Annotated in this window: 21 protein-coding genes; 7 read left to right on the plus strand and 14 right to left on the minus strand. The window is 68.6% G+C overall.

Going from position 1 to position 19,854, the window contains the following annotated elements:
* Positions 1-21 precede the first annotated feature (21 nt).
* Positions 22-444, minus strand: coding sequence for a GFA family protein (locus J5226_RS19900; protein WP_215836272.1), 423 nt, complete (start codon positions 442-444; stop codon positions 22-24).
* 268 nt (positions 445-712) lie between these two features.
* Between J5226_RS19900 and J5226_RS19905 the strand changes: the two genes are divergently transcribed.
* A complete protein-coding gene (locus J5226_RS19905) occupies positions 713-1,324 on the plus strand; it encodes a methyltransferase domain-containing protein (protein WP_215836273.1) in 612 nt (203 codons plus the stop codon).
* 819 nt (positions 1,325-2,143) lie between these two features.
* Here J5226_RS19905 and J5226_RS19910 read toward each other — a convergent pair.
* Both J5226_RS19910 and J5226_RS19915 read right to left on the minus strand, forming a co-directional pair.
* On the minus strand, positions 2,144-2,689 hold the full coding sequence (locus J5226_RS19910) for a demethoxyubiquinone hydroxylase family protein (protein ID WP_215836274.1): 546 nt from the start codon (positions 2,687-2,689) through the stop codon (positions 2,144-2,146).
* Between the two features lie 219 nt (positions 2,690-2,908).
* Positions 2,909-3,517: an NUDIX hydrolase gene (locus tag J5226_RS19915; RefSeq protein WP_215836275.1), complete on the minus strand. Its 609-nt coding sequence runs from the start codon at positions 3,515-3,517 to the stop codon at positions 2,909-2,911.
* A 184-nt stretch (positions 3,518-3,701) separates the two neighbouring features.
* Between J5226_RS19915 and J5226_RS19920 the strand changes: the two genes are divergently transcribed.
* The 4 genes from J5226_RS19920 (at position 3,702) to J5226_RS19935 (ending at position 8,299) form a co-directional block, all read left to right on the plus strand.
* Positions 3,702-5,198: an amino acid permease gene (locus tag J5226_RS19920; RefSeq protein ID WP_215836276.1), complete on the plus strand. Its 1,497-nt coding sequence runs from the start codon at positions 3,702-3,704 to the stop codon at positions 5,196-5,198.
* A 250-nt stretch (positions 5,199-5,448) separates the two neighbouring features.
* Positions 5,449-6,885 (plus strand): amino acid permease, encoded by a 1,437-nt coding sequence (locus tag J5226_RS19925; RefSeq protein WP_215836277.1) that lies wholly within the window; start codon positions 5,449-5,451, stop codon positions 6,883-6,885.
* A 221-nt stretch (positions 6,886-7,106) separates the two neighbouring features.
* Positions 7,107-7,745, plus strand: a complete 639-nt coding sequence (locus J5226_RS19930) for a methylthioribulose 1-phosphate dehydratase (RefSeq protein WP_215836278.1) — start codon at positions 7,107-7,109, stop codon at positions 7,743-7,745.
* Positions 7,742-8,299: an acireductone dioxygenase gene (locus J5226_RS19935; RefSeq protein WP_215836279.1), complete on the plus strand. Its 558-nt coding sequence runs from the start codon at positions 7,742-7,744 to the stop codon at positions 8,297-8,299. Before J5226_RS19930 ends, J5226_RS19935 begins: the two co-directional genes overlap by 4 nt.
* A gap of 117 nt (positions 8,300-8,416) precedes the next feature.
* Here the strand turns inward: J5226_RS19935 and J5226_RS19940 are convergent, their stop codons facing one another.
* The gene (locus J5226_RS19940; protein ID WP_215836280.1) at positions 8,417-8,689 is read right to left on the minus strand and encodes a hypothetical protein; all 273 of its coding nucleotides are present in this window, start codon (positions 8,687-8,689) and stop codon (positions 8,417-8,419) included.
* A 139-nt stretch (positions 8,690-8,828) separates the two neighbouring features.
* Here J5226_RS19940 and mtnC point away from each other — a divergent pair, with 139 nt between their 5' ends.
* Entirely contained in the window at positions 8,829-9,524 is a 696-nt protein-coding gene (mtnC, locus tag J5226_RS19945) for an acireductone synthase (protein WP_215836281.1), read from the plus strand.
* A gap of 342 nt (positions 9,525-9,866) precedes the next feature.
* On the opposite strand, the gene J5226_RS19950 is transcribed toward mtnC, so the two are convergent.
* The 4 genes from J5226_RS19950 to J5226_RS19965 form a co-directional block, all read right to left on the minus strand.
* The gene (locus J5226_RS19950) at positions 9,867-10,079 is read right to left on the minus strand and encodes a hypothetical protein (RefSeq protein ID WP_074867275.1); all 213 of its coding nucleotides are present in this window, start codon (positions 10,077-10,079) and stop codon (positions 9,867-9,869) included.
* Positions 10,080-10,087: 8 nt separating this feature from the next.
* Positions 10,088-10,540 carry a type II 3-dehydroquinate dehydratase gene (locus J5226_RS19955; RefSeq protein WP_215836282.1) on the minus strand — a complete coding sequence of 151 codons (453 nt, stop codon included), beginning with the start codon at positions 10,538-10,540 and terminating at the stop codon, positions 10,088-10,090.
* A 733-nt stretch (positions 10,541-11,273) separates the two neighbouring features.
* Complete coding sequence (locus tag J5226_RS19960) at positions 11,274-11,867, minus strand: YdeI/OmpD-associated family protein (protein WP_215836284.1); 594 nt, start codon at positions 11,865-11,867, stop codon at positions 11,274-11,276.
* Positions 11,864-13,510: a calcineurin-like phosphoesterase family protein gene (locus tag J5226_RS19965; RefSeq protein ID WP_215836292.1), complete on the minus strand. Its 1,647-nt coding sequence runs from the start codon at positions 13,508-13,510 to the stop codon at positions 11,864-11,866. Before J5226_RS19965 ends, J5226_RS19960 begins: the two co-directional genes overlap by 4 nt.
* Before the next feature lie 214 nt (positions 13,511-13,724).
* Here J5226_RS19965 and J5226_RS19970 point away from each other — a divergent pair, with 214 nt between their 5' ends.
* On the plus strand, positions 13,725-14,519 hold the full coding sequence (locus J5226_RS19970) for a hypothetical protein (RefSeq protein WP_215836302.1): 795 nt from the start codon (positions 13,725-13,727) through the stop codon (positions 14,517-14,519).
* 247 nt (positions 14,520-14,766) lie between these two features.
* On the opposite strand, the gene hisIE is transcribed toward J5226_RS19970, so the two are convergent.
* From hisIE to hisC, 6 genes are read right to left on the minus strand one after another with little or no spacing between them, the layout of a single operon-like run.
* Positions 14,767-15,420 carry a bifunctional phosphoribosyl-AMP cyclohydrolase/phosphoribosyl-ATP diphosphatase HisIE gene (hisIE, locus tag J5226_RS19975; RefSeq protein ID WP_215836313.1) on the minus strand — a complete coding sequence of 218 codons (654 nt, stop codon included), beginning with the start codon at positions 15,418-15,420 and terminating at the stop codon, positions 14,767-14,769.
* Entirely contained in the window at positions 15,420-16,211 is a 792-nt protein-coding gene (gene hisF, locus J5226_RS19980; protein ID WP_255322864.1) for an imidazole glycerol phosphate synthase subunit HisF, read from the minus strand. Before hisF ends, hisIE begins: the two co-directional genes overlap by 1 nt.
* Positions 16,205-16,954, minus strand: coding sequence for a 1-(5-phosphoribosyl)-5-[(5-phosphoribosylamino)methylideneamino]imidazole-4-carboxamide isomerase (gene hisA / locus J5226_RS19985; protein WP_215836315.1), 750 nt, complete (start codon positions 16,952-16,954; stop codon positions 16,205-16,207). Before hisA ends, hisF begins: the two co-directional genes overlap by 7 nt.
* 2 nt (positions 16,955-16,956) lie before the next feature.
* The gene (gene hisH, locus J5226_RS19990) at positions 16,957-17,565 is read right to left on the minus strand and encodes an imidazole glycerol phosphate synthase subunit HisH (protein ID WP_215836317.1); all 609 of its coding nucleotides are present in this window, start codon (positions 17,563-17,565) and stop codon (positions 16,957-16,959) included.
* Entirely contained in the window at positions 17,565-18,695 is a 1,131-nt protein-coding gene (hisB, locus tag J5226_RS19995; protein WP_215836319.1) for a bifunctional histidinol-phosphatase/imidazoleglycerol-phosphate dehydratase HisB, read from the minus strand. The genes hisH and hisB overlap by 1 nt, the downstream gene beginning before the upstream one ends.
* Positions 18,692-19,801 carry a histidinol-phosphate transaminase gene (gene hisC, locus J5226_RS20000; protein WP_215836321.1) on the minus strand — a complete coding sequence of 370 codons (1,110 nt, stop codon included), beginning with the start codon at positions 19,799-19,801 and terminating at the stop codon, positions 18,692-18,694. Before hisC ends, hisB begins: the two co-directional genes overlap by 4 nt.
* Positions 19,802-19,854: the final 53 nt, after the last annotated feature.

Below are 19,854 nucleotides of genomic sequence, written 5' to 3' on the forward strand. Positions count from 1 at the left end.
CCCTGCCCCGCGGCGGCGCGGTTACAGCAGCCGAGTGTCCGCCGGCGGCTGGTCGAAACGGTCGATGCGGCCGTCGCGGTAGGTGATCGGCGCCTGCGCGAGTTCGTCGTTGGAGGCGTCGTCGAGCAGCGCGAGGTTCATCGCGTAGAACTTGCCGCCCATCGATTCGTGCTCGCCCCAGGCGTAGGTGCGGCTGCCGCAGGTCGCGCAGAAGAAATGGTGCAGGAACGCGTGCGGCCGGCCCGGCGGCACCCACTGGTATTCGGTCTGGGTGGCCTCGCCGTCGATGATGCGCATCTGCGCGGCGGGCACGAACGCGAACCAGTTGCGGTGTTTGGCGCAGAACGAGCAGTTGCAGCGTTGCGTTCCGGCCGCAAGGTCCAGATCCAGCTCGATGCGGACGCGGCCGCAGTGGCAGCTGGCTTGATAGGTTTTCAAGGTCATGGCGTACCTGCGTGGGTCGGTGCGGGACGAGCCGCGGACGGAAGTCCGGGCGCGGCCACCATCGCGCGGGGCCGCGCGGGCGGCCAGTGATCCCTGTCATGGCTGCGGAAGAATTTACGCAGGCCGCGGCGGCGGCGTTCGGTAGTCCGGCGAGCGCGCGGCGACGCGGGTCTTTCGCGCCGGAGACGAACGGTCGCGGCGCCATGGCCTGAATTTGTTACGGTGCCCGGCAGTTGAAGCGCGGCTCCGCCCGAGCCAGGACCTGCCGATGAGCGCCTCCGACCGCAGCAACAACCGCCGCACGGTCGCGGCTTACGAAGGCTATGCGCGCGGTTACGCCGCGGCCGTCTCCGCCACGCCGTCGCAGAGCGCGGCCGAAGATCTGCGCAGCCTCGCCGCGGCGATCCCGCCCGGCGGCCGCGTGCTCGACATCGGCTCGGGGCCGGGCTGGGACGCGGACTTCCTCGAAACCCTCGGCGTGCGCGTGCGCCGCACCGATGTCACGGCCGGGTTCCTGGAGTTCCAGGCCGAACGCGGCAAGGCCGCGTATCGGCTGGACGTGCTCAGCGACGATCTCGGCGGCACTTACGACGGGATTTTGATGCTGTACGTGCTGCAGCATTTCGAGCGCGCGCAGGTCGACGGCGTGTTGCGCAAGCTCGCGCAGGGCTTGGTCGCCGACGGCGCCTTGCTGATGTCGCATATGCTCGGCGACGGCGAGGAATGGGAAGGCGGCGCGGGCGATTATCGGGTCGTGCGCTGGCCGGTGCCGGCGATGGACGAGCGCTTGGCGCGGGCGGGGTTTGCGGTGGAGCGCGAGAGTTTCATCGACAGCGAGAAGCGGCCTTGGCGCAGTGTGTTGGCGCGCAAGCGGGGATGAGCGTCGCGGCGGCGGTCGGCCTTGCGATCGCGTAGCGCTTGGCGAGCGTTCGTCGCAATTGCGTTGTCGCGGTCGCGGCTTGCGCCGCTCCTACAGGGAGAAACGTAGCCGCGGTCGCCTCCTGTAGGAGCGGCGTAAGCCGCGACCGCGACAATGCGGAAGCCGGCGCTTGAATCCTGTGCTCGCGATACCTGCCGCTATCGGGCGCATAGGCGATTTGCGCCGGACGGCGTAGGTTCGCGGTCGCGGCTTGCGCCGCTCCTACAGGGGGATACGTAGCTGCGGTCGCCTCCTGTAGGAGCGGCGCGAGCCGCGACCGCGACAACGCGGAAGCCGGCGAGATTGAAGCCTGTGCTTGCGATACCTGCCGCTATCGGGCGCATAGGCGATTTGCGCCGGGCGGCGTAGGTTCGCGGTCGCGGCTTGCGCCGCTCCTACAGGGGGATACGTAGCCGCGGTCGCCTCCTGTAGGAGCGGCGCGAGCCGCGACCGCGACAGCGCAGAAGCCGGCGTTTGAATCCTGTGCTCGCGATACCTGCCGCTATCGGGCGCATAGGCGATTTGCGCCGGACGGCGTAGGTTCGCGGTCGCGGCTTGCGCCGCTCCTACAGGGAGAAACGTAGCTGCGGTCGCCTCCTGTAGGAGCGGCGCGAGCCGCGACCGCGACAACGCGGAAGCCGGCGAGATTGAAGCCTGTGCTTGCGATACCTGCCGCTATCGGGCGCATAGGCGATTTGCGCCGGGCGGCGTAGGTTCGCGGTCGCGGCTTACGCCGCTCCTACAGGGAGTGTCCGGTGGATCGTGGCGGCCGGGACGGGGCTAGAGCTTCATTCCAAGCCAGATCACCGCTTCGGTCGAGGCGGAGACCACCGGGGACAGCAGGCGCGACCAGAATCGGTCTTCGCGCAGGTGGCCGGCCGAGGTGTCGTGGTGTTCGCGCTCTTCTTCGAGGATCGCCGAGATCGCGGCGGCGGCGGCGGGGTCGCGGCCTTCCAACAACTCCAGTTGATGCGCCAGATGGCGCAGCACCACGCGTTCGACCGCGACCGTGGTCGCGGCGATGGCGCGCGCGCCGAAGGCGCCGGTGATCAGTCCCAGCGTGTAGCCGCCGAAGCCGCACAGGCCGTAGCTGCGGCAGCGCGGACGGGCGCGGCGTTCGAGTTCGGCCCAGAACAGCGCGCGGTGGCGTTGTTCGTCGGCGCGGAAGCCGGTCAGTTCGTCGAGCAGGTGCGGCGCGGTGAGGCGGGCCATGCGGATCTGGCCGGCGTAGATGTTGACCGCGCCGTGTTCGCCGGCGTGGTTGACCTTGAGGATGCGGCTGCCGAGGTCGGTATCGGTTTCCAACGGTTGGGCGATGGCGGTCATGACCTTCCTTGTCGGGGTGTCGGGCGTTGGGGCGTTCGTCGTGGTTGGGGGTTCGCGGTCGCGGCTTGCGCCGCTCCTACAGTCGCTGCGTTGCGGCATCGCCGCCGTGTAGGAGCGGCGTAAGCCGCGACCACGACACCGCGCATTCGACGCAACCGAGCGAGACTCGCGCGAGGTCCGCACTCGGATGCCACCGATTCAACGGATCTCTCGCCGCGCTCACCCGCCCCGCGCCAGCCACTTGCGCGCCAGCCGCCGCATCGATTCGTCCGCGCTCGCATCCTCCAGCAATCCGCTCACTTCGCGCCACGCCAGATCCAGCGATTCCTCGCTGACCACGAAGTCTTCGTCGTCGCCGGCGCGCACGATGTAGCGCAGATCGTAATGCCAGTGGCCGGGCACGTCGCGGCGTTCGGGAATCCAGTGGCGGTCCACATCGAACAGTTCCGCATCGACGCTCAGGCCGCTGAGGCCCGACTCCTCCTCGGCTTCCTTGAGCGCCACCGCGGCCATGTCGCGGTCGCCGTCGGCGTGGCCGCCGAGTTGCAGCCAGCGGCCGAGCTTGCGGTGGTGGGTCAGCAGCACGCGCGCGCCGGCGCGGTCGACCAGCCAGGCGCCGCCGGTGAAGTGGCCGGCGAGGCGTTCGCGCCGGAACGGGTCGGCGGCGCCATGCTGCGCTGCATCAGAGCCGGCCGCGTCGGCTTCGTCGGCCTCGGCCAGCAGGTCCAGAAACGGTCCCGTATGTTCGGCTTCTTCCGGCCAGCGCCGGGCATAGTCGGTCAGAGTGGAACGAAGTTCGGCGATGGCGTCGGAGCGTTGCGCTGGCATGGAGGCGGGCGGGCGATTCAGGAACGGGGAGCGGGGATTATCGCCGCCGGGACCATGACCGTGTGCGCTTGCCGCTCATTTACACCCTGAGTTAAGGTGGCCCGCCGCCCCGCACCGGGGTCGGTCATCGTCGTCGCTAGAACGACGGGCACAGATCACTTCTTACGAGAGAGAGGGGAGTTCGATGTCGAGAGGCCTGTTCATCACCAAGCCGGTGGGACCCGCCGCGCACGTAGACGCGGGTGAAATCCACGGCAGCCTGCAGGGAGAGGGCTCGCTCAAACGAGCGCTGACTGCGAAACACTTGGTGATGCTGGGCATCGGCGGCGTTATCGGCGCCGGTATCTTCGTCCTCACCGGTCAGGCTGCGGCGATCCACGCCGGTCCGGCCGTGGTTCTGAGCTTCATCTTCGCCGGCATCGCCTGCGCCTTCGCCGGCCTGTGCTACGCCGAGTTCGCGGCGATGCTGCCGGTCTCGGGCAGCGCCTACTCCTATTCCTATGCGACCCTGGGCGAGTTGGTGGCCTGGTTTATCGGCTGGAATCTGGTGCTAGAGTACTTGTTCGCCGCCTCCACCGTCGCGGTGGGCTGGTCGGGCTACTTCAACGAACTACTTCAATTGATCAGTACCTGGATAGGGACGGACGTCACCTTACCAAAGGTGCTGGCGTCGGCTCCGTACACCTTCGTCGAAGGCCACATCCAGGCGACCGGCACCATCATCAACCTACCGGCGGTGTGCATCGTCGCCGCGCTCAGCGGTCTTTGCTACGTCGGCATCACCCAGTCGGCCTTCATCAATTCGATCATCGTCGCCATCAAACTAGTGGTGATTCTGCTGTTTCTGGCCTTCGCCATCCGCTACATCAACCCCGGCAATTGGACCCCGTTCATTCCGCCGAACGAAGGACCGGGCCAATTCGGCTGGAGCGGCGTGTATCGGGCGGCTTCCGTGGTGTTCTTCTCCTATATCGGTTTCGACGCGGTCTCCACTGCCGCCGGCGAAGCGAAGAACCCGCAGCGCGACATGCCCATCGGCATTCTCGGCTCGTTGTTCATCTGCACTATTCTCTATGTGCTGGTCTCGCTGACCCTGACCGGCATCGCCGACTTCCGCACCCTCAACACGCCCGAGCCGGTCGCGACCGCGCTGAGCAATTACGCATCGCTGGATTGGCTGCGCACCATCGTCGTGCTCGGCGCCCTGGCGGGTTTGAGCTCGGTGGTGCTGGTGATGCTCATGGGTCAACCGCGCATTTTCTTCACCATGTCGCAAGACGGCCTGATCCCGAAGGTGTTCTCCAAGGTGCACCCGAAGTTCCAGACCCCGTACGTCGGCACCATCATCGTCGGTATCTTCGCTTGCGCCATCGCGGGCCTATTCCCGATCGATGTGCTCGGCCAGTTGGTGTCGATGGGCACCCTGCTCGCCTTCGCCACGGTTTGCATCGGCGTGTTGGTGCTTCGCTATACCCGTCCGGACCTACACCGTCCGTTCAAAGTGCCGTTCGTGTGGGGCGTCTGCGTTCTCGGCGCGGCAGCGTGCTTGTTCCTGTTCTGGCAGGCGTTCGCCGAACATTGGCGACTGATGGTGGGCTGGACCATCATCGGTTTCGCGATCTATCTGGTTTACGGCTACCGCAACAGCAAGCTGCGCAAGGCGGCGGGCGGCAAGGCCTGAGCCGCGCGGACACATGATTCGAGGCCGGCGGAGATTCCGCCGGCCTTTTTCCTTTTCACGCTGCCGCATTTCCATCGCGCCGACCGCGATCCCGAGTGTTCAGTCCGTTGAGGTCGTCGTTTCCGCCAAGGCGGGAGTCGAAAGCTTCATCGAGGCGCGACGCTGAAGTCCCTGGATTCCCGCTTTCGCGGGAATGACGAGGTCAGGATTCCGACACCGGCGAGCACCGCAACACCAGGACGAATCACACATGCTGCAACAACTCCGGGCGACCAAACACCCGCACGCCGCCCACACCGAGGCCGAAGGACTCAGCCTGCACCGCACCCTCGGCCCCTGGGGCCTGACCGCGCTCGGCATCGGCGCGGTGATCGGCGGCGGCATCTTCGTCATCACCGGCAAGGCCGCGGCCGAACACGCGGGGCCGGCGATCATGCTGTCCTTCATCCTCGCCGCGATCTGCTGCACCTTCTGCGCGCTGGCCTACGCCGAGTTCGCGGCGATGGTGCCGGTCTCCGGCAGCGCCTACACCTACACCTACGCCACTTTGGGCGAGCTGTCGGCGTGGTTCATCGGCTGGATGCTGATCCTGGAATACGGCGTCTCCGCCTCGGCGGTGGCGGTCAGTTGGACCGGCTATTTCCTGAGTTTATTGCAGCACTTCGACATCACCTTGCCCGCGGCCCTGGTGCAGGCGCCGCTGGACGCCAAGCTGCGCCCGACCGGCGCCATCGCCAACCTGCCGGCCGCCGCCATCGTGCTGCTGCTGACGTGGCTGTGCTATGTCGGCATCCGCAAGTCCTCGGCCATGAACATGGCGATGGTGCTGCTGAAGTCGGGCCTGATCGTGCTGGTGATCGCGGTCGGCTGGAAGTACGTCAATCCCGAGCTGTGGACGCCCTTCATCCCCGAGTCGCAAGGCCACGGCAAGTACGGCTGGGAAGGCGTGCTGCGCGGCGCCTCGATGGTGTTCTTCGCCTACATCGGCTTCGAGGCGGTGTCGGTGGCGGCGCAGGAATCGCACAAGCCGCAGAAGGACATGCCGATCGGCATGATGGCCTCGCTGGCGATCTGCACCGTGCTCTACATCGGCATGGCCGCGGTGATGACCGGCCTGGCGCCCTACTACACCCTGGGCACCGACGAGCCGGTGGTCACTGCCATCGCCGCGCACCCGGGCCTGAACTGGCTGCGCGTGGTGGTCGAGGTCGGCGCCCTGGTCGGGCTGTCGTCGGTGGTGCTGGTGATGATCATCGGCCAGCCGCGCATCTTCATGATCATGGCCCGCGACGGCCTGCTGCCGCCGGTGTTCACCCAGATCCATCCGAAGTACCGCACCCCGCACATCAACACCGTCATCACCGGCATCGGCATCGCCCTGCTGGCGGCGCTGTTCCCGCTCGACATCCTCGGCGACATGACCTCGATGGGCACGCTGATCGCCTTCGCCGCGGTCTGCGCCGGCGTGCTGATCCTGCGCCGCACCCAGCCCGATCTGCCGCGGCCGTTCCGCATTCCGTTCGCGTGGCCGATCTGCATCGCCGGCATCGTCAGCTGTTTCGTGCTGCTGTCGACCATGACCGCGCACAACTGGATGCTGATGGCGGTGTGGACGGTCATCGGCTTCGCGATCTACTTCGCCTACGGCTTCCGCCACAGCAAGCTGCGCAAGGCCGCCCAGGGCTGAGCGCGGCGGACTCCCCGAAAGCCGGCCCCGGGCGACCTGGGCCGGCTTTTCGCGTTTTGGGGCCGGGCGAGCGCGCTGTCCGGCCGGGTCGGGGCGATCGGGCCGGAAGCCCCGGCCGCGCGCCGAAACCTCCGCCCCGCGCGCCGTTCGGGCCTGCCGCCATAACGCTGCGTTATGCCAAAAACGAGGCAACCGCCACATCCGAGCGCTAAACTGAGCGCATGAACAGCCCCCTGCCCTACGATCCGCAGCGTCTGGCCCACTGCGCCGGCGAGATCATCGTCAACGTGCGCGAACTGGCCCAGCGCGGCTGGACCCCGGCCACCAGCAGCAATTTCTCGCGCCGCATCGACGCGCAGCACGTGGCGATCACCGTCTCCGGCCGCGACAAGGGCCGGTTGACCGAAGACGACATCATGGTCGTGGACCTGGACGGCGCCCCGGTGGCGACCCAGCACCGCCCATCCGCCGAGACCCTGCTGCACACCCAGCTGTACAAGCGCTACCCCGAGATCGGCTGCGTCCTGCACACCCATTCGCAGACCCAGACCGTCGCCTCGCGCCTGTACGCCGGCCAGGGCCACGTGCACCTGGAAGGCTACGAGCTGCTCAAGGCCTTCGCCGGCACCACCACCCACGACACCGAGCTGGACCTGCCGGTCTATCCCAACACCCAGGACATGCCGACCCTGGCCGCCCAGGTCGACGCCACCTTGGACCAGCAGACCCTGTGGGGCTATCTGATCGACGGCCACGGCCTGTACGCGTGGGGGCGCGACATGCCCGAGGCGCGCCGCCATCTGGAGGCGTTCGAATTCCTGCTGGGCTGCGAACTGGAACTGCGGAGGCTGCGCCGATGAGCCGTTTGCGTATTTTCCCCGAGGACCAGCCCGACTCGCCGAAGCTCAGCACCAGCGACCAGGGCGAGATCGCGCGCGAGCTGGCCAAGATCGGCGTCGGCTTCGAGCAATGGCGGGCGGCGCAGCCGGTCAAGCCGGGCGACACGCCCGAGACGATCATGGCGGCCTACCGCGCCGACATCGACCGCATCACCGCCGAGCGCGGCTTCAAGACGGTCGACGTGGTCAGCATCGCCCCGGACAACCCGCAGCGCGAAACCATGCGCGGCAAGTTCCTCGACGAGCACTACCACAAGGAAGACGAAGTGCGTTTCTTCGTCGCCGGCTCGGGCCTGTTCACCCTGCACGTCGAACCCAACGTGTACGAGATCAAGTGCGAGCAAGGCGACCTGATCTCGGTGCCCGACAGCACCCTGCACTGGTTCGACATGGGCCCGGAGCCGAGCTTCGTCGCGATCCGCTTCTTCACCGAGCCGGACGGCTGGGTCGGGTATTTCACCGGCACCGACATCGCGCAGCAGTTTCCGCGTTACGAGCGCGGGCAGGCGGGCTGAAGCTTAGGAGTGAGCACAGAGGAGCGAGGCGCGAGAAAAAGCGCCTCGCCCGTCCGCGCCCGCACGCGTCGCCGCCGCTCGCGCCGACTCCTCGCGCCTCTGCGCCCGTCCCCGCTGTCAACGCAGGCGGCGCAGCTCCAGCACCGGCGTCTGCACGATGCCGCGTTCGAACCGGCGCAGCGTCTCCACGCCTTCCAGCTGCCACCCGGCCGCGTCGCGGGCGATGCGCAGGTGCAGCATGATGTCCTGCAACAGGCCGTCGGGGTGGATGCGGATCTCGACCCTCGCCTGGACGATGCCGTAGCGTCCGATCAACTCGACCGGGTCGCCCTCCTCGATCGTGCGGTTGTCCGGGGTGTCGGCGATGGCGACCAATACTTCGTACCTCATGACGGGCTCCTGATTCGGGCCGGCCGCGGCCCTCGCCTGTCAACAACGCCGCCGGCGCGCCGCCGTGAAACCGCGGTTTTTGCCTGAGCGCGGCCGGAAAGGCGACAATTCCCGCCTCGCTCCCCCGGATTCCCCCGCCATGCCCATCCGCGCCATCCTCACCGACATCGAAGGCACCACCAGCAGCATCTCCTTCGTCAAGGACGTGCTGTTCCCCTACGCGCGCCGCGCCCTGCCGGGCTTCGTCGCCGCGCGCGGGCGCGAGCCGAACGTGCGCAAGTGGCTGGACGCGGTGGCGATGGAGAACGGCGGCGTCTGCCAGGATTCGGTGGTCGTCGAAGTGCTGCAGGGCTGGATCGACGAAGACCGCAAGCACACCGCGCTCAAGGCGCTGCAAGGCATGATCTGGGCCGACGGCTACAAGAGCGCGGACTTCACCTCGCACATGTACCCCGACGCCGCCCCGGCGCTGCGCCGCTGGAAGGACGCCGGCCTGCGCCTGTACGTCTATTCCTCCGGCAGCGTGCCGGCGCAGCGGCTGCTGTTCGGCCACAGCGACGCGGGCGACCTGACCGAACTGTTCTCCGGCTTCTACGACACCGAAGTCGGCGGCAAGCGCGACGCCGACAGCTACGCGCGCATCCGCGAAAGCATCGGCCTGCCGGGCGAGGAGATCGTGTTCCTGTCCGACGTGGTCGAAGAACTCGACGCCGCGCGCGAAGCCGGCCTGGGCACGGTGCTGCTGGACCGCCGCGAAGATTACCCGCAGCCGCGCGAAGGCGAGGCCGCGCATGGGCATACGCGCGCGACCGCGTTCGATCAGATCGAGCTCTGAGTTCGCGGCGTTCGTGCAGGGGCGAGCTGTAGGAGCGGCGTAAGCCGCGACCGCGAACCCGCGACGGCTGCGCGGCTTTCATCGAGCGAAAGGCCTGCATGCCCCGCGATCCAGGCATCCGCCGATAACCGCAGCAACGCAGTCGCGGCTCACGCCGCTCCTACATGGCCTACCTGTAGGAACGGCGCAAGCCGCGACCGCGAAAACAAAACCACGCCGAAACCCGCCATCGCGCGAGGAAGGCGCCAGCGCCTGAAAACCACGCGGGCAATCGTCAGATTCGCCGTAGCCGCGATGTCGCGGTCGCGGCTCGCGCCGCTCCTACAGGGAGCCCATGCGGCTTCAGAGCAACCGGCTCAGATTCCGCACCCGCACCTCATCGCGCTCCACGCCGTGCTCGCGCGCGGCCTGACGGCGGATGCGGTCCAGCAATTCCGCCGGATCGAAGCGCCCGGGTTCGCCGGGCGCGTAATCCAAGGTGGTCTGGCCCCACACGATGAAGCGGCCGCCGACCAGAATCTCGTAGTCGGCGAAGTAGCAGTAATGCGCGTCCATGAGCGCGCTCAGGTGCCGACGTGGATGTCGTTGCCGCTCTCCGCGCAGCCCAGGTGCTCCAGCGCGATCGACAGCGCCAGGGTGTAGCTCTGCGCCGAATAGCCGTGGACCAGACGCAAGCGACGGCCGCAGCCCGGCGCTAGGCTCGGCTCCAGCGCGTTCATGTGGTCGTCGTGGACTTCGATGTACGGCACCGGCAATTGCTCCAGCGCGCCGCGCAGTTCGGCGCTGGCCGGCGAGCAGGCGCCCGGGTCGAGCAGCAGCAGTTCGGCGTTGGCCGCGCGCATGCCGCGCAGGCATTCCACCAGCTCGCTCTCGCTGCGGCAACTGCGCAGCGACAGCGCCTTGCCGGCGCCGGCGGCGCGTTCGACCAGGGTGGCGCGCACTTCGCCGGCCAGCGGCGGGACCATCGAATCGACGGCCGCATCGGTGTGGGGGCCGCGCAGAATCAGGATCGACACGTTCGGACTCGCTGCGCACTCGGGGCGGTGCGCCGTGGGAGCCACTGTAGGAATGCGGGGCATAAAGGCGCTATGCGGCAGTGGCGGCGGCCGCGTAAAGCCCGCATCAATTCTTGCGAAGGCTTGCGCGTATGGAGGCCGTTCCGGCGCGGCTCGGCCAGGCCGGCGCAAGCCGCGGCCACGCGCCGCGATTACGGCGCCTCTCCCAATCCGTCATGCCGGCGAAAGCCGGAACCCATTTCGATCTTGCTTCTTTACTCCGTCGCGCGACGCAGAGAGCAACAGCAAAATGGATTCCGGCTTTCGCCGGAATGACGGGGAATGAGGCCGCTCGATGCCAGGTGCAAGAGCGATTCGGGAAGCTCGAGGTCGGCGAAGCTCCTCGCACGTGGCATCGATGGCGGTCGTCTGCCGAAGTAACGCAAGCCGCGCCCGCCCCCCACGATTACGGCGCCCTCCCCTCACCCGTCATTCCGGCGAAAGCCGGAATCCATTTTGATTTTGCTTCGCTGTCTGTCGCGCAACGGCGGGAGCAACAGCAAAATGGATTCCGGCTTTCGCCGGAATGACGGGGAATGAGACGGTAGCCGGAATGACGGGGAATGAGGCGGCAGCCGGGATGACGTGGACAGAGGCGAGACAGGAACGGGAACAGGGCTGGGAAAGCCCAAGACGGCGACGCAGGTGTGCGAGGGCCTGCGAGGGCCGATCCCACCACCGCGCGCCCTTCGCCTCACTTATGAATCTTCTCGCCCCGCGCCAACATCTCCACCAACTTGACGATCCGCGCCGCGCGCGTCTCCGCCTTCTTCGCGGTCTGCACGCGCCACAACACCGCGTAGCGGTTGGCGCCGTCGAGCGCGTCGAAGAACTTGCGCGCCTTCGGCGACTTCGCCAACGCCGCGGCCAGATCCTCCGGCATTTCGATCTTGCTGGCCGAAGCGTACGCCGCTTCCCAGCGCCCGTCGGCCTGGGCCGCGTCGATCTCGCGCTGCCCGCCGGCGCGCATGCGGCCCTGCGCGATCAACGCCTCGCACTTGCCGATGTTGATCTTCGACCACAGGCTGCGCGCGCGCCGCGGCACGAAGCGCTGCAGGAAATAGGTGTCGTCGAGGCTGCGCTTCTGGCCGTCGATCCAACCGTGGCACAACGCCACTTCCAACGCCTGCGCGTAGTCGACGGTGACTACGCCCGTGCCTTTCTTGGCGATCTTCAGCCACAGCCCGGCCTTGGCCGGCGGCGTTTCCAGCCAATGCTCGAACGCCGCCGCGTCGGCGAACGCCAGCACCGGCAAGTCGTCGGCCGGGCCGGTGGGCTTGGCGCTCATGGCGCCGCCTCGAGCAAGCGGTACGACGTGCCCAGGCGCTGTTCGCCCTGCCAGGGATCGAAGCTGCGCACTTCGACGGCGTGTTCGCCGGCGCTCAGATCGGTCGGCAGCGGCGCGTTCCACAAGTGCGGCGTCGGCGTGGCGATGGCCGAGCGGTCGTAGCCGCGCAACTGCGCCGAGGCGTCGTCGCGCGCGTTCTCGGCCAGCAGCGCCGGATCGGGCTGGTCGACGCGGCGCATCGGCTTCCACTCGCCGCCGTCGATGCGGTACTCCACGCGGCTGTCGTCGCGGCCCATGAACACGTTGGCGTAGACGCCGCGGATCGGGTACGAGCCCTGGCGCAAGGACTTGGGCGCATACAAGCGTAGGTAATCGTTGGCGACCGCGGCCGCATCCAGCGCGCGCCCGGCCGACGGCGCCGGATGCCAGCTCAGCGCGTAGCCGGCGTCGCCGCGCACGCGCAGGCGCGCGTAGCCGTTGGGCGTGCCGTCGCTCATCGTGGTGTCGGGCAGGCCTTGCGCGTCCTTCACTCCGGACCAGAACGCGCCGCAGGCCGCGCCGACGTTGTATTCGTGCAGCGGCTGCGCGCCGCGCCAGCCGCTGTCGCCGCTGTGATAGACGTGGCGCTGCGCGTGGCTGTGGCCGCTGAGCACCAGCACGTGCGGAAACTCGCGCAGCAAGCCGAACAAGCGCTCGCGGTCGGCGTGGCGGAAGGTTTCGCGGCCCGGCGCGGCGTCGAACAGCGGGATGTGCATCGCCAGCACCAGCAGGCGGCGCTTGTCGGCCTTCGCCAGATACGCTTCGAGGAACTCGAACTGGTCCGCGCGCAAACCGCCGATGTATTCGGGCTTGGCGCCGGGCTGATAGATCACGTCGTCGAACACGACGAAATTGGCCTGCGCTTCTTCCCAGGCGTAGGTGTCCGGCCCGAACACGTGGCGATAGCTCAGCAGCGAGTCTTCGTCGCGCTTGGCGTCGAAATCCAGGTCGTGATTGCCGGGCGCGTGCAGCCACGGCACGCCGAGGCTCGCGGTGACGGCGTTGAGCTGCGGGTACAGCGACAGATCGTCGTGGGTGATGTCGCCCAGGCTCAGGCCGAGGTCGGCCACCGGCGCCTTGCCTTTGCGCTGCGCCAGCAGCGGTTCGACGATGTCGCGGCGGTAGTAGCCGACGTCGGTCGCGCTCTTGGTTTGCGGATCGGCGAACACCAGCACGTCGAGATCGCCGCCGCGCGCGCCGCGCTTTTCCGGGATCAGCGCGTAATCGCGGCAGGCCGGCGCGGTCTGCGGCATGCCGCCGTACTTCAGCGGCGGCGGCGCGCTCAAGCTCACGTTGAGCCAGTAATCCGGCAGCCCGCTGTCGGCGCGCGCGGCGAGGCGATAACCGGCCGGCTTGATCAGGAATTGGCTGCTGCGGTCGCTCAGCGGCAATGTGTAGCGGCCCTGCGCGTCGGTCAGCGCGATGCGGCGCCCGTCCGACACCCGCTGCCCGGCCAGTCCGGGTTCGCCCGGATCGCGCCGGCCGTTGCCGTTGCGGTCCTCGAACACCGTGCCGCCTTCGCATGGCGGCGGCAACGACTGGGCCAACGCCGCCGGCATGGCGGCGCACAGGGACAGGGCGAGAATGCAGACGCGCAAGCGCATGGAACGGTCTCCGGAGCGAAGCCGGCATTATGCGGCGCGGGCGCCGGGGCGGCTTGCGCCAATCGGACCGTTCGCCCGCGGAGCCGTATCGTCGCGGACGGATATGCGCCGCGACGGCCCGCGCGGATTAACAAACGCCTAGGGTCGGCCCCGATGGCCCGCGCCGGCGCCCAGGTCTAGGTTCCAGTCTCCCCCCGAAGCGTGGAGAACCGCCATGCTGCCCCCGTTGGATGCCACCGCCCGCACCCCGCTCTACAGCCACCGCCCCGAGCCGCCGGAACCGCCGACCGCGTCGGAGCTGACCGATCAGGCCATCGCCAAATACGAAACCGACGCCAAGAACGGCGTCAGCCCGTCGCAACTGGCCGACGACCGCGCCGCCATCGACAAGCAAGTCGCGCTGGAGGTGCAGCTGAAGATCTACGGCCTGCCCGGCCGCGGCAAGACCGAACGCGAGCCGACCATCGAGCAGTTGGTCGACCAATACGGCAAGGACATTCTCGACCGCCATCCCGACTTGCCGGCGGCCTCGCGCGACACCATCGAAGGCGCGATCGGCGCGTACAAAAAGGAAGCCACGACCTGGGCGCCGGAGGATCGCGGCAAGGTCGATGCGTACATCAAGAACGCGATGGACGGCCACGGCGACGACATCCAGGGCGCGTTCGAGCAACTGCGCGATCTGCGCTGGACGCCGGGCCATTTCTACGACACCAACCTCGCCATCGCCGCCGATTACCTGCGCGCGCGCTGGGAGACGCAGAAGTCCAACAACATCGTGTCCGGGATCATGGTCGACGCGTATCTGGACAAGAAGCAGGCCGGCGAGATCCCACAGAACGGCCCCGGGCCGGTGTCGCCTTACTCCGAGTTGCAGAAGGAGTACATGCACAAGGGCATCGACGATCAGTGGGATACGTTGAACTGGTTCGAGAAATCGTTCCTGACCGACGATTCGGTGACCATCGGCGGTTTGGCGCGGGCGGCGTTCGAGAACGACGTGAGCTGACGACGGTCGTTTCGCCTGTAGGAGCGGCGTAAGCCGCGACCGGGGCATCCCAGCGACGACGAAGCCCTCGCAATCGGTGTTGGCGCGGTCGCGGCTTACGCCGCTCCTACAGGCAGCTGACGAACCGGCCGAAGACCCTGTAGGAGCGGCGCGAGCCGCGACTGCGGCAACGCAACTACGACGCCCCCCCGCGATGGCCGCGTTCCCGCAATCGCGGCTCACGCCGCGCCTACCCGGCGCGCGGCGCTTACTCGGCGGGCTTGAAGCCGCGGTGCGGCTTGCCGTGACGCTGCCGCAGCACCGCCACCGCGTCGCTCAGCGACAGGCCGCGCGCGCGCAGCAGGACTTGCAGGTGGAACAACAGGTCGGCGGCTTCGCCGGCCAGCGCGGCCTCGTCTTCGGCCACCGCGGCCAGCGCGGTTTCCACGCCTTCCTCGCCGACTTTCTGCGCGATCGCGCGCACGCCGCGCTCGAACAGGCCGGTGGTGTAGCTGCCGGCCGGGCGCTCGCGTTCGCGCACGGCGATGAGTTCGTCGAGTTCGCCGAGAAACGCCAGCGCGTCGCCGGGCGCATGGGGAAAACAGCTGTCGCGGCCGAGGTGGCAGGTCGGGCCGTGCGGCACCGCGCGCACCAGCAAGGTGTCGCGGTCGCAGTCGGTTTCGATCGAGATCAGGTCGAGGAAGTGGCCCGAGCTTTCGCCCTTGGTCCACAGCCGCTGCTTGCTGCGGCTGTAGAAGGTGACGTGGCCGCTGTCGAGCGTGGCCTGCAGCGCGGCGCGGTCCATGTAGCCGAGCATCAGCACGCGCAAGCTGGCGGCGTCCTGGATCACCGCCGGCAGCAGGCCGTCCTGCTTGTCCCAGTCCAGCGCGGACAGGTCCGACGGGAGCGGCGCGGCGGCCATCAGTGCAGCTCGCGCACCGGCACGCCCTGCCCGCTCAGCGCGCGCTTGAGCTCGGGGATGCGGATGCTGCCGGAGTGGAACACGCTCGCCGCCAGCGCGGCGTCGACGTCGGCGTGCAGGAACACCTCGCCGAAATGCTCGATCGCGCCGGCGCCGCCGGAGGCGACCAGCGGCACCGCGCAGATCGCCCGCACCGCGGCCAGTTGTTCGATGTCGTAGCCGCTGCGCACGCCGTCGCTGCCCATGCAGTTGAGCACGATCTCGCCGGCGCCCAGGCGCTGCGCCTCGACCACCCAGTCCAGGGTGCGCTTGGGCAAGGCCTGGGTGCGCGAGGGATCGCCGGTGTACTGGCGCACCCGCCATTGGCCGTCGGGATCGCGCAGGCTGTCGATCCCGACCACCACGCATTGCACGCCGAACTCGTCGGCGATTTCGCCGATCAGTTCGGGCCGTTCCAGCGCCGGGGTGTTGATCGAGATCTTGTCGGCGCCGGCGTTGAGCACGCCGCGCGCATCGACGACCGAACGGATGCCGCCGGCCACGCAGAACGGAATGTCGATCGCGCGCGACACCCGCTCGACCCAATCGCGGTCCACGCTGCGCCCTTGCGGGCTGGCCGCGATGTCGTAGAACACCAATTCGTCGGCCCCTTCGTCGCGGTAGCGCAGCGCCAGCTCGACGATGTCGCCCATGTCGACATGGTCGCGAAAGCGCACGCCCTTGACCACGCGTCCGTCGCGGACGTCGAGGCAGGGCACGATGCGGCGGCTCAGGGGCGTGGAATTCAGCAACGGCGTACCTGCTTCAAGGCGTCGATGAGTTGGAAGCGGCCTTCGATCAAGGCCTTGCCGAGCACCGCGCCGGAACAGCCGATGCTGTCGGCGGCGACGATGTCGGCGATGTCGCGGATGCCGCCGGACGCCTGCAACTGTACGTCCGGGGCGATCTCGCGGATGTGTTTGTACAAATCCAGGTTCGGCCCGGCCATGGTGCCGTCGCGCGAGACGTCGGTGCACAGCAGGTGGCGCAGGCCGGCCTGGGCGTAGCGCTCCAGCAGCGGCTCCAGGCGCACGCCGCTGTCCTGGGTCCAGCCGGCCACCGGCAGCTCCCATTCGCCGTTCTCGTTCTGGCGCACGTCCAGGGCGATGGTGATGCGTTCGGCGCCGAAGCGGCGCAGCCAGCCGATCACCGTGTCCGGGTCCTTGATCGCCAGCGAACCGACCACGACCCGGTCGGCGCCGGCGTCGAGGATCGCCTCCACGTCGGCCTCGCTGCGCACGCCGCCGCCGGTCTGCACGCGCATCCAGCTGGAGGTGGTGATCGCGCGCAGCAGCGGCGCCAGGGTGTAGCCGCCGTAACGCGCGGCGTCGAGGTCGATCAGGTGCAGCCACTTGGCGCCGGCTTCGGCGTAGCGCGTGGCCAGGGCCAGGGGCTCGGTCTCGTAGCGGGTTTCCTGCGCGTAGTCGCCCTGGTGCAGGCGCACGACGCGTCCGTCGCGAACGTCGATCGCGGGGTAGAGAGTGCTGTTGCCCATGTTCATGCCTCCAGCGCCAGGAAGTTGGCGAGCAGGCGCGAACCGACCGCGGCGGAGCGCTCGGGGTGGAACTGGGCGCCGAAACAGCGGCCGCGCCCGGCGACCGCGGTGAAGCGGACGCCGTAACTGGCGCTGGCCAGGGTGTCGGCGGTGACGGGGGCGGCGTAGCTGTGAACGAAATAAGCCTGATCGCGCTCGCCGATACCGGCCAGCAGGCGTTCGCCCGCGGCCGATTCATGCTTCTGAAGGAGATTCCATCCCATATGCGGCACTCGTACTCCTGGTCCGGGGGGCAGCCTGGTGATACGGCCCGGAAGGAGACCGAGGCACTCGACCTCGCCCTCCTCCGAGGACTCGTACAGCAGCTGCATGCCCAGGCAGATCCCGAGCAGCGGCTGCTGCAAGCGGCGGATCGTGGCGACCAGGTCGAGTTCGCGCAGACGGGCCATCGCGGGGGCGGCGGCGCCCACGCCCGGCAGAATCACGCGATCGGCTGTGGCGATCGTCGCCGGGTCCGCGGTCACTACCGACCGCGCACCCAGCCGCTCCAATGCATAACGCACCGAGCCGATGTTCCCCCCACCCGAATCGATGACAGCTACAACCGTCATCACAAAACTCCCTTGGTACTCGGGAGCTCGCGCCCTTGACGAGCGAGCGCCTGTCGCAGCGCGCGCGCGACGGCCTTGAAGCAAGCCTCTATTTTGTGGTGATCGTTATCACCCTCTACGTTCAGGTTCAGGTTCAGCCCGGCGGTTTCGCACAACGAACGGAAGAAATGCGGCAACAGCTCGGTCGGGAAGTCGCCGACTTTTTCGCGCGCGAACTCGCCCGAAAAAACGAAGTACGGGCGGCCGGAGAAATCCAGCGCGGCGCGCGCCAGGGTTTCGTCCATCGGCAGCACGAATTCGTGCGCGGCCGGCGCCTGACCGCCCTGCTCCGCGCGCGGCTCGAAGCCGTAGCGGCCGATGCCGCGCTTGTCGCCCAGCGCCTCGCGCAGCGCCTGCCCCAGGGCCAGCGCGCTGTCTTCGATGGTGTGGTGCTCGTCGATGTGCAGGTCGCCCTCGCAGCGCAGCTCCAGGGCGAAACCGCCGTGCTTGCCGAGCTGTTCGAGCATGTGGTCGAAGAAGCCCAGGCCGGTGGCGACCTTGGGCTCGGCGGCGCGGTCCAGATCGACGCCGACCTGGATCCGGGTTTCCTTGGTGTTGCGCGTCACCTGCGCGGTGCGCGGGCGCTCGGCCAGCACGTGGGCGATGCCGGCCCAATCCCACTGCCCGCCGAATTCGGCGGTGCGCAGCTGGAACGCGCGGATGCCGAGGTTGGCGGCGAAGCCGTTGTCGGTCTCGCGGTCGCCGACCATGGCCGAGCGTTCCCAGTCGATGCCGCGGTCTTTCATCAGCGGCAGCGCCAGACCGATGCCGGGCTTGCGCGTGGGCAGGTTCTCGGCCGGGAAGCTGGCGTCGATCAGCACCTCGCGGAACACGATGCCCTGGCTTTCGAACACCTGCATCATCAGCTGGTGCGGGCCGTCGAAGGACCAGCGCGGGAACGCGTCGGTGCCCAAGCCGTCCTGGTTGGTGACCATGACGAATTCGTAGCCGGCGTCGCGCAGCTTGAGCATCGCCGGGATCACCCCGCGCACGAAGCGCAGCTTGGCGTAGCTGTCGATCTGGAAATCGGCCGGCTCCTCGATCAAGGTGCCGTCGCGGTCGACGAACAGAATCGGCTTGAGCGCGCTCATGCGGCCACTCCGGCCGGACGCAGCGCGCGGCTCAGCACTTCGATCACCGCCGCGTTCTGTTCGGGCGTGCCGAGGCTGATGCGCAGCGCGTCGCCCAGGCCCGGGGCGTGGCGGAAATCGCGCACCACCACGCCGGCGTCGAGCAGCGCGTCGAGCGCGGCCTGCGCGGCGTCGAAGCGCACCAGCAGGAAATTCGCCTGCGAGGGATAGACCCGGCGCACGCCGGGCAGCGCGAGCAGCGCCTGGAACAGTTTCTCGCGTTCGTTCATCGCGGTGACCACGCGCGCCTTGGTCGCGTTGCCGGGCACTTCGCCGAGCGCGCGCAGGGCCAGATTCACGCACGGCGTGGGCAGCGGATACGGCGCTTGGCAGCGCTGCAGCGCGGCGATCACGTCCGCGTCGGCGATGGTGCTGCCGATACGCGCGGCGGCCAGCGCGTGCGCCTTGGACAAGGTGCGCAGCACCGCGACGTTGCGCCGGCGCGCCAGCAGGCTCACCGCCGATTCGCCGTCGGCGAATTCGATGTAAGCCTCGTCCACCACCACGATGGCGCGGCCGCTCAGGCGCTGCGCCAGCGCGTCGATCGCCGCCAGCGGCAGCAGTGTGCCGGAGGGATTGCCGGGCGAGCACACGAACACCAGCTTGGCCGCTTCGCGCTCGGCCGCCTCGGCCAGCGCGTCGAAGTCGCAGACGAAGCCCTCGGCGCTGTCGCGCAGCGCGACCTCGACCACGCGGGCGCCGTGCAGCCGCGCGCTCACCGCGTACATGCCGAAGGTCGGCGGCGCGATCACGATGGCGTCGCCGCCGGGGCGGCAGAACGCGCGCACCAGCAGGTCGATGCCCTCGTCGCTGCCGCGTCCGGCCAGCAGCTGCTCCGGCGCGCAGCCGTACAGCCGCGCCAGCGCTTCGCGCAGCGCCGCCGGTTGCGGATCGGGGTAGCGGCGCACCGCGCCGTCGCAGTCGGCCACGCTCGGCCACGCCGCCTCGTTGGCGTTGAGCCAGACCCGGCCGCTGCGCTTGTCGCTGCGCGCCGACTTGTAGCCGGCGAAATCGCGCAGGTCGTCGCGCAGCAGGTCGAGGGGATTGTCGTCGCGGGTCTGGGACATGGCGGGTAGGACCGGATCAGTTCGTTCGATTCTGCAATCGCCCGGCGCGCGGC

Source organism: Lysobacter sp. K5869 (assembly GCF_018847975.1).
GTDB lineage: Bacteria > Pseudomonadota > Gammaproteobacteria > Xanthomonadales > Xanthomonadaceae > Lysobacter.

What these genes read in the sequence shown, in the direction of transcription:
- J5226_RS19900 (WP_215836272.1), bottom strand. Translation starts at nt 444, where the DNA reads ATGACCTTGAAAACCTATCAAGCCAGCTGCCACTGCGGCCGCGTCCGC.
- J5226_RS19905 (WP_215836273.1), top strand. Translation starts at nt 713, where the DNA reads ATGAGCGCCTCCGACCGCAGCAACAACCGCCGCACGGTCGCGGCTTAC.
- J5226_RS19910 (WP_215836274.1), bottom strand. Translation starts at nt 2,689, where the DNA reads ATGACCGCCATCGCCCAACCGTTGGAAACCGATACCGACCTCGGCAGC.
- J5226_RS19915 (WP_215836275.1), bottom strand. Translation starts at nt 3,517, where the DNA reads ATGCCAGCGCAACGCTCCGACGCCATCGCCGAACTTCGTTCCACTCTG.
- J5226_RS19920 (WP_215836276.1), top strand. Translation starts at nt 3,702, where the DNA reads ATGTCGAGAGGCCTGTTCATCACCAAGCCGGTGGGACCCGCCGCGCAC.
- J5226_RS19925 (WP_215836277.1), top strand. Translation starts at nt 5,449, where the DNA reads ATGCTGCAACAACTCCGGGCGACCAAACACCCGCACGCCGCCCACACC.
- J5226_RS19930 (WP_215836278.1), top strand. Translation starts at nt 7,107, where the DNA reads ATGAACAGCCCCCTGCCCTACGATCCGCAGCGTCTGGCCCACTGCGCC.
- J5226_RS19935 (WP_215836279.1), top strand. Translation starts at nt 7,742, where the DNA reads ATGAGCCGTTTGCGTATTTTCCCCGAGGACCAGCCCGACTCGCCGAAG.
- J5226_RS19940 (WP_215836280.1), bottom strand. Translation starts at nt 8,689, where the DNA reads ATGAGGTACGAAGTATTGGTCGCCATCGCCGACACCCCGGACAACCGC.
- mtnC (WP_215836281.1), top strand. Translation starts at nt 8,829, where the DNA reads ATGCCCATCCGCGCCATCCTCACCGACATCGAAGGCACCACCAGCAGC.
- J5226_RS19950 (WP_074867275.1), bottom strand. Translation starts at nt 10,079, where the DNA reads ATGGACGCGCATTACTGCTACTTCGCCGACTACGAGATTCTGGTCGGC.
- J5226_RS19960 (WP_215836284.1), bottom strand. Translation starts at nt 11,867, where the DNA reads ATGAGCGCCAAGCCCACCGGCCCGGCCGACGACTTGCCGGTGCTGGCG.
- J5226_RS19965 (WP_215836292.1), bottom strand. Translation starts at nt 13,510, where the DNA reads ATGCGCTTGCGCGTCTGCATTCTCGCCCTGTCCCTGTGCGCCGCCATG.
- J5226_RS19970 (WP_215836302.1), top strand. Translation starts at nt 13,725, where the DNA reads ATGCTGCCCCCGTTGGATGCCACCGCCCGCACCCCGCTCTACAGCCAC.
- hisIE (WP_215836313.1), bottom strand. Translation starts at nt 15,420, where the DNA reads ATGGCCGCCGCGCCGCTCCCGTCGGACCTGTCCGCGCTGGACTGGGAC.
- hisA (WP_215836315.1), bottom strand. Translation starts at nt 16,954, where the DNA reads ATGGGCAACAGCACTCTCTACCCCGCGATCGACGTTCGCGACGGACGC.
- hisH (WP_215836317.1), bottom strand. Translation starts at nt 17,565, where the DNA reads ATGACGGTTGTAGCTGTCATCGATTCGGGTGGGGGGAACATCGGCTCG.
- hisB (WP_215836319.1), bottom strand. Translation starts at nt 18,695, where the DNA reads ATGAGCGCGCTCAAGCCGATTCTGTTCGTCGACCGCGACGGCACCTTG.
- hisC (WP_215836321.1), bottom strand. Translation starts at nt 19,801, where the DNA reads ATGTCCCAGACCCGCGACGACAATCCCCTCGACCTGCTGCGCGACGAC.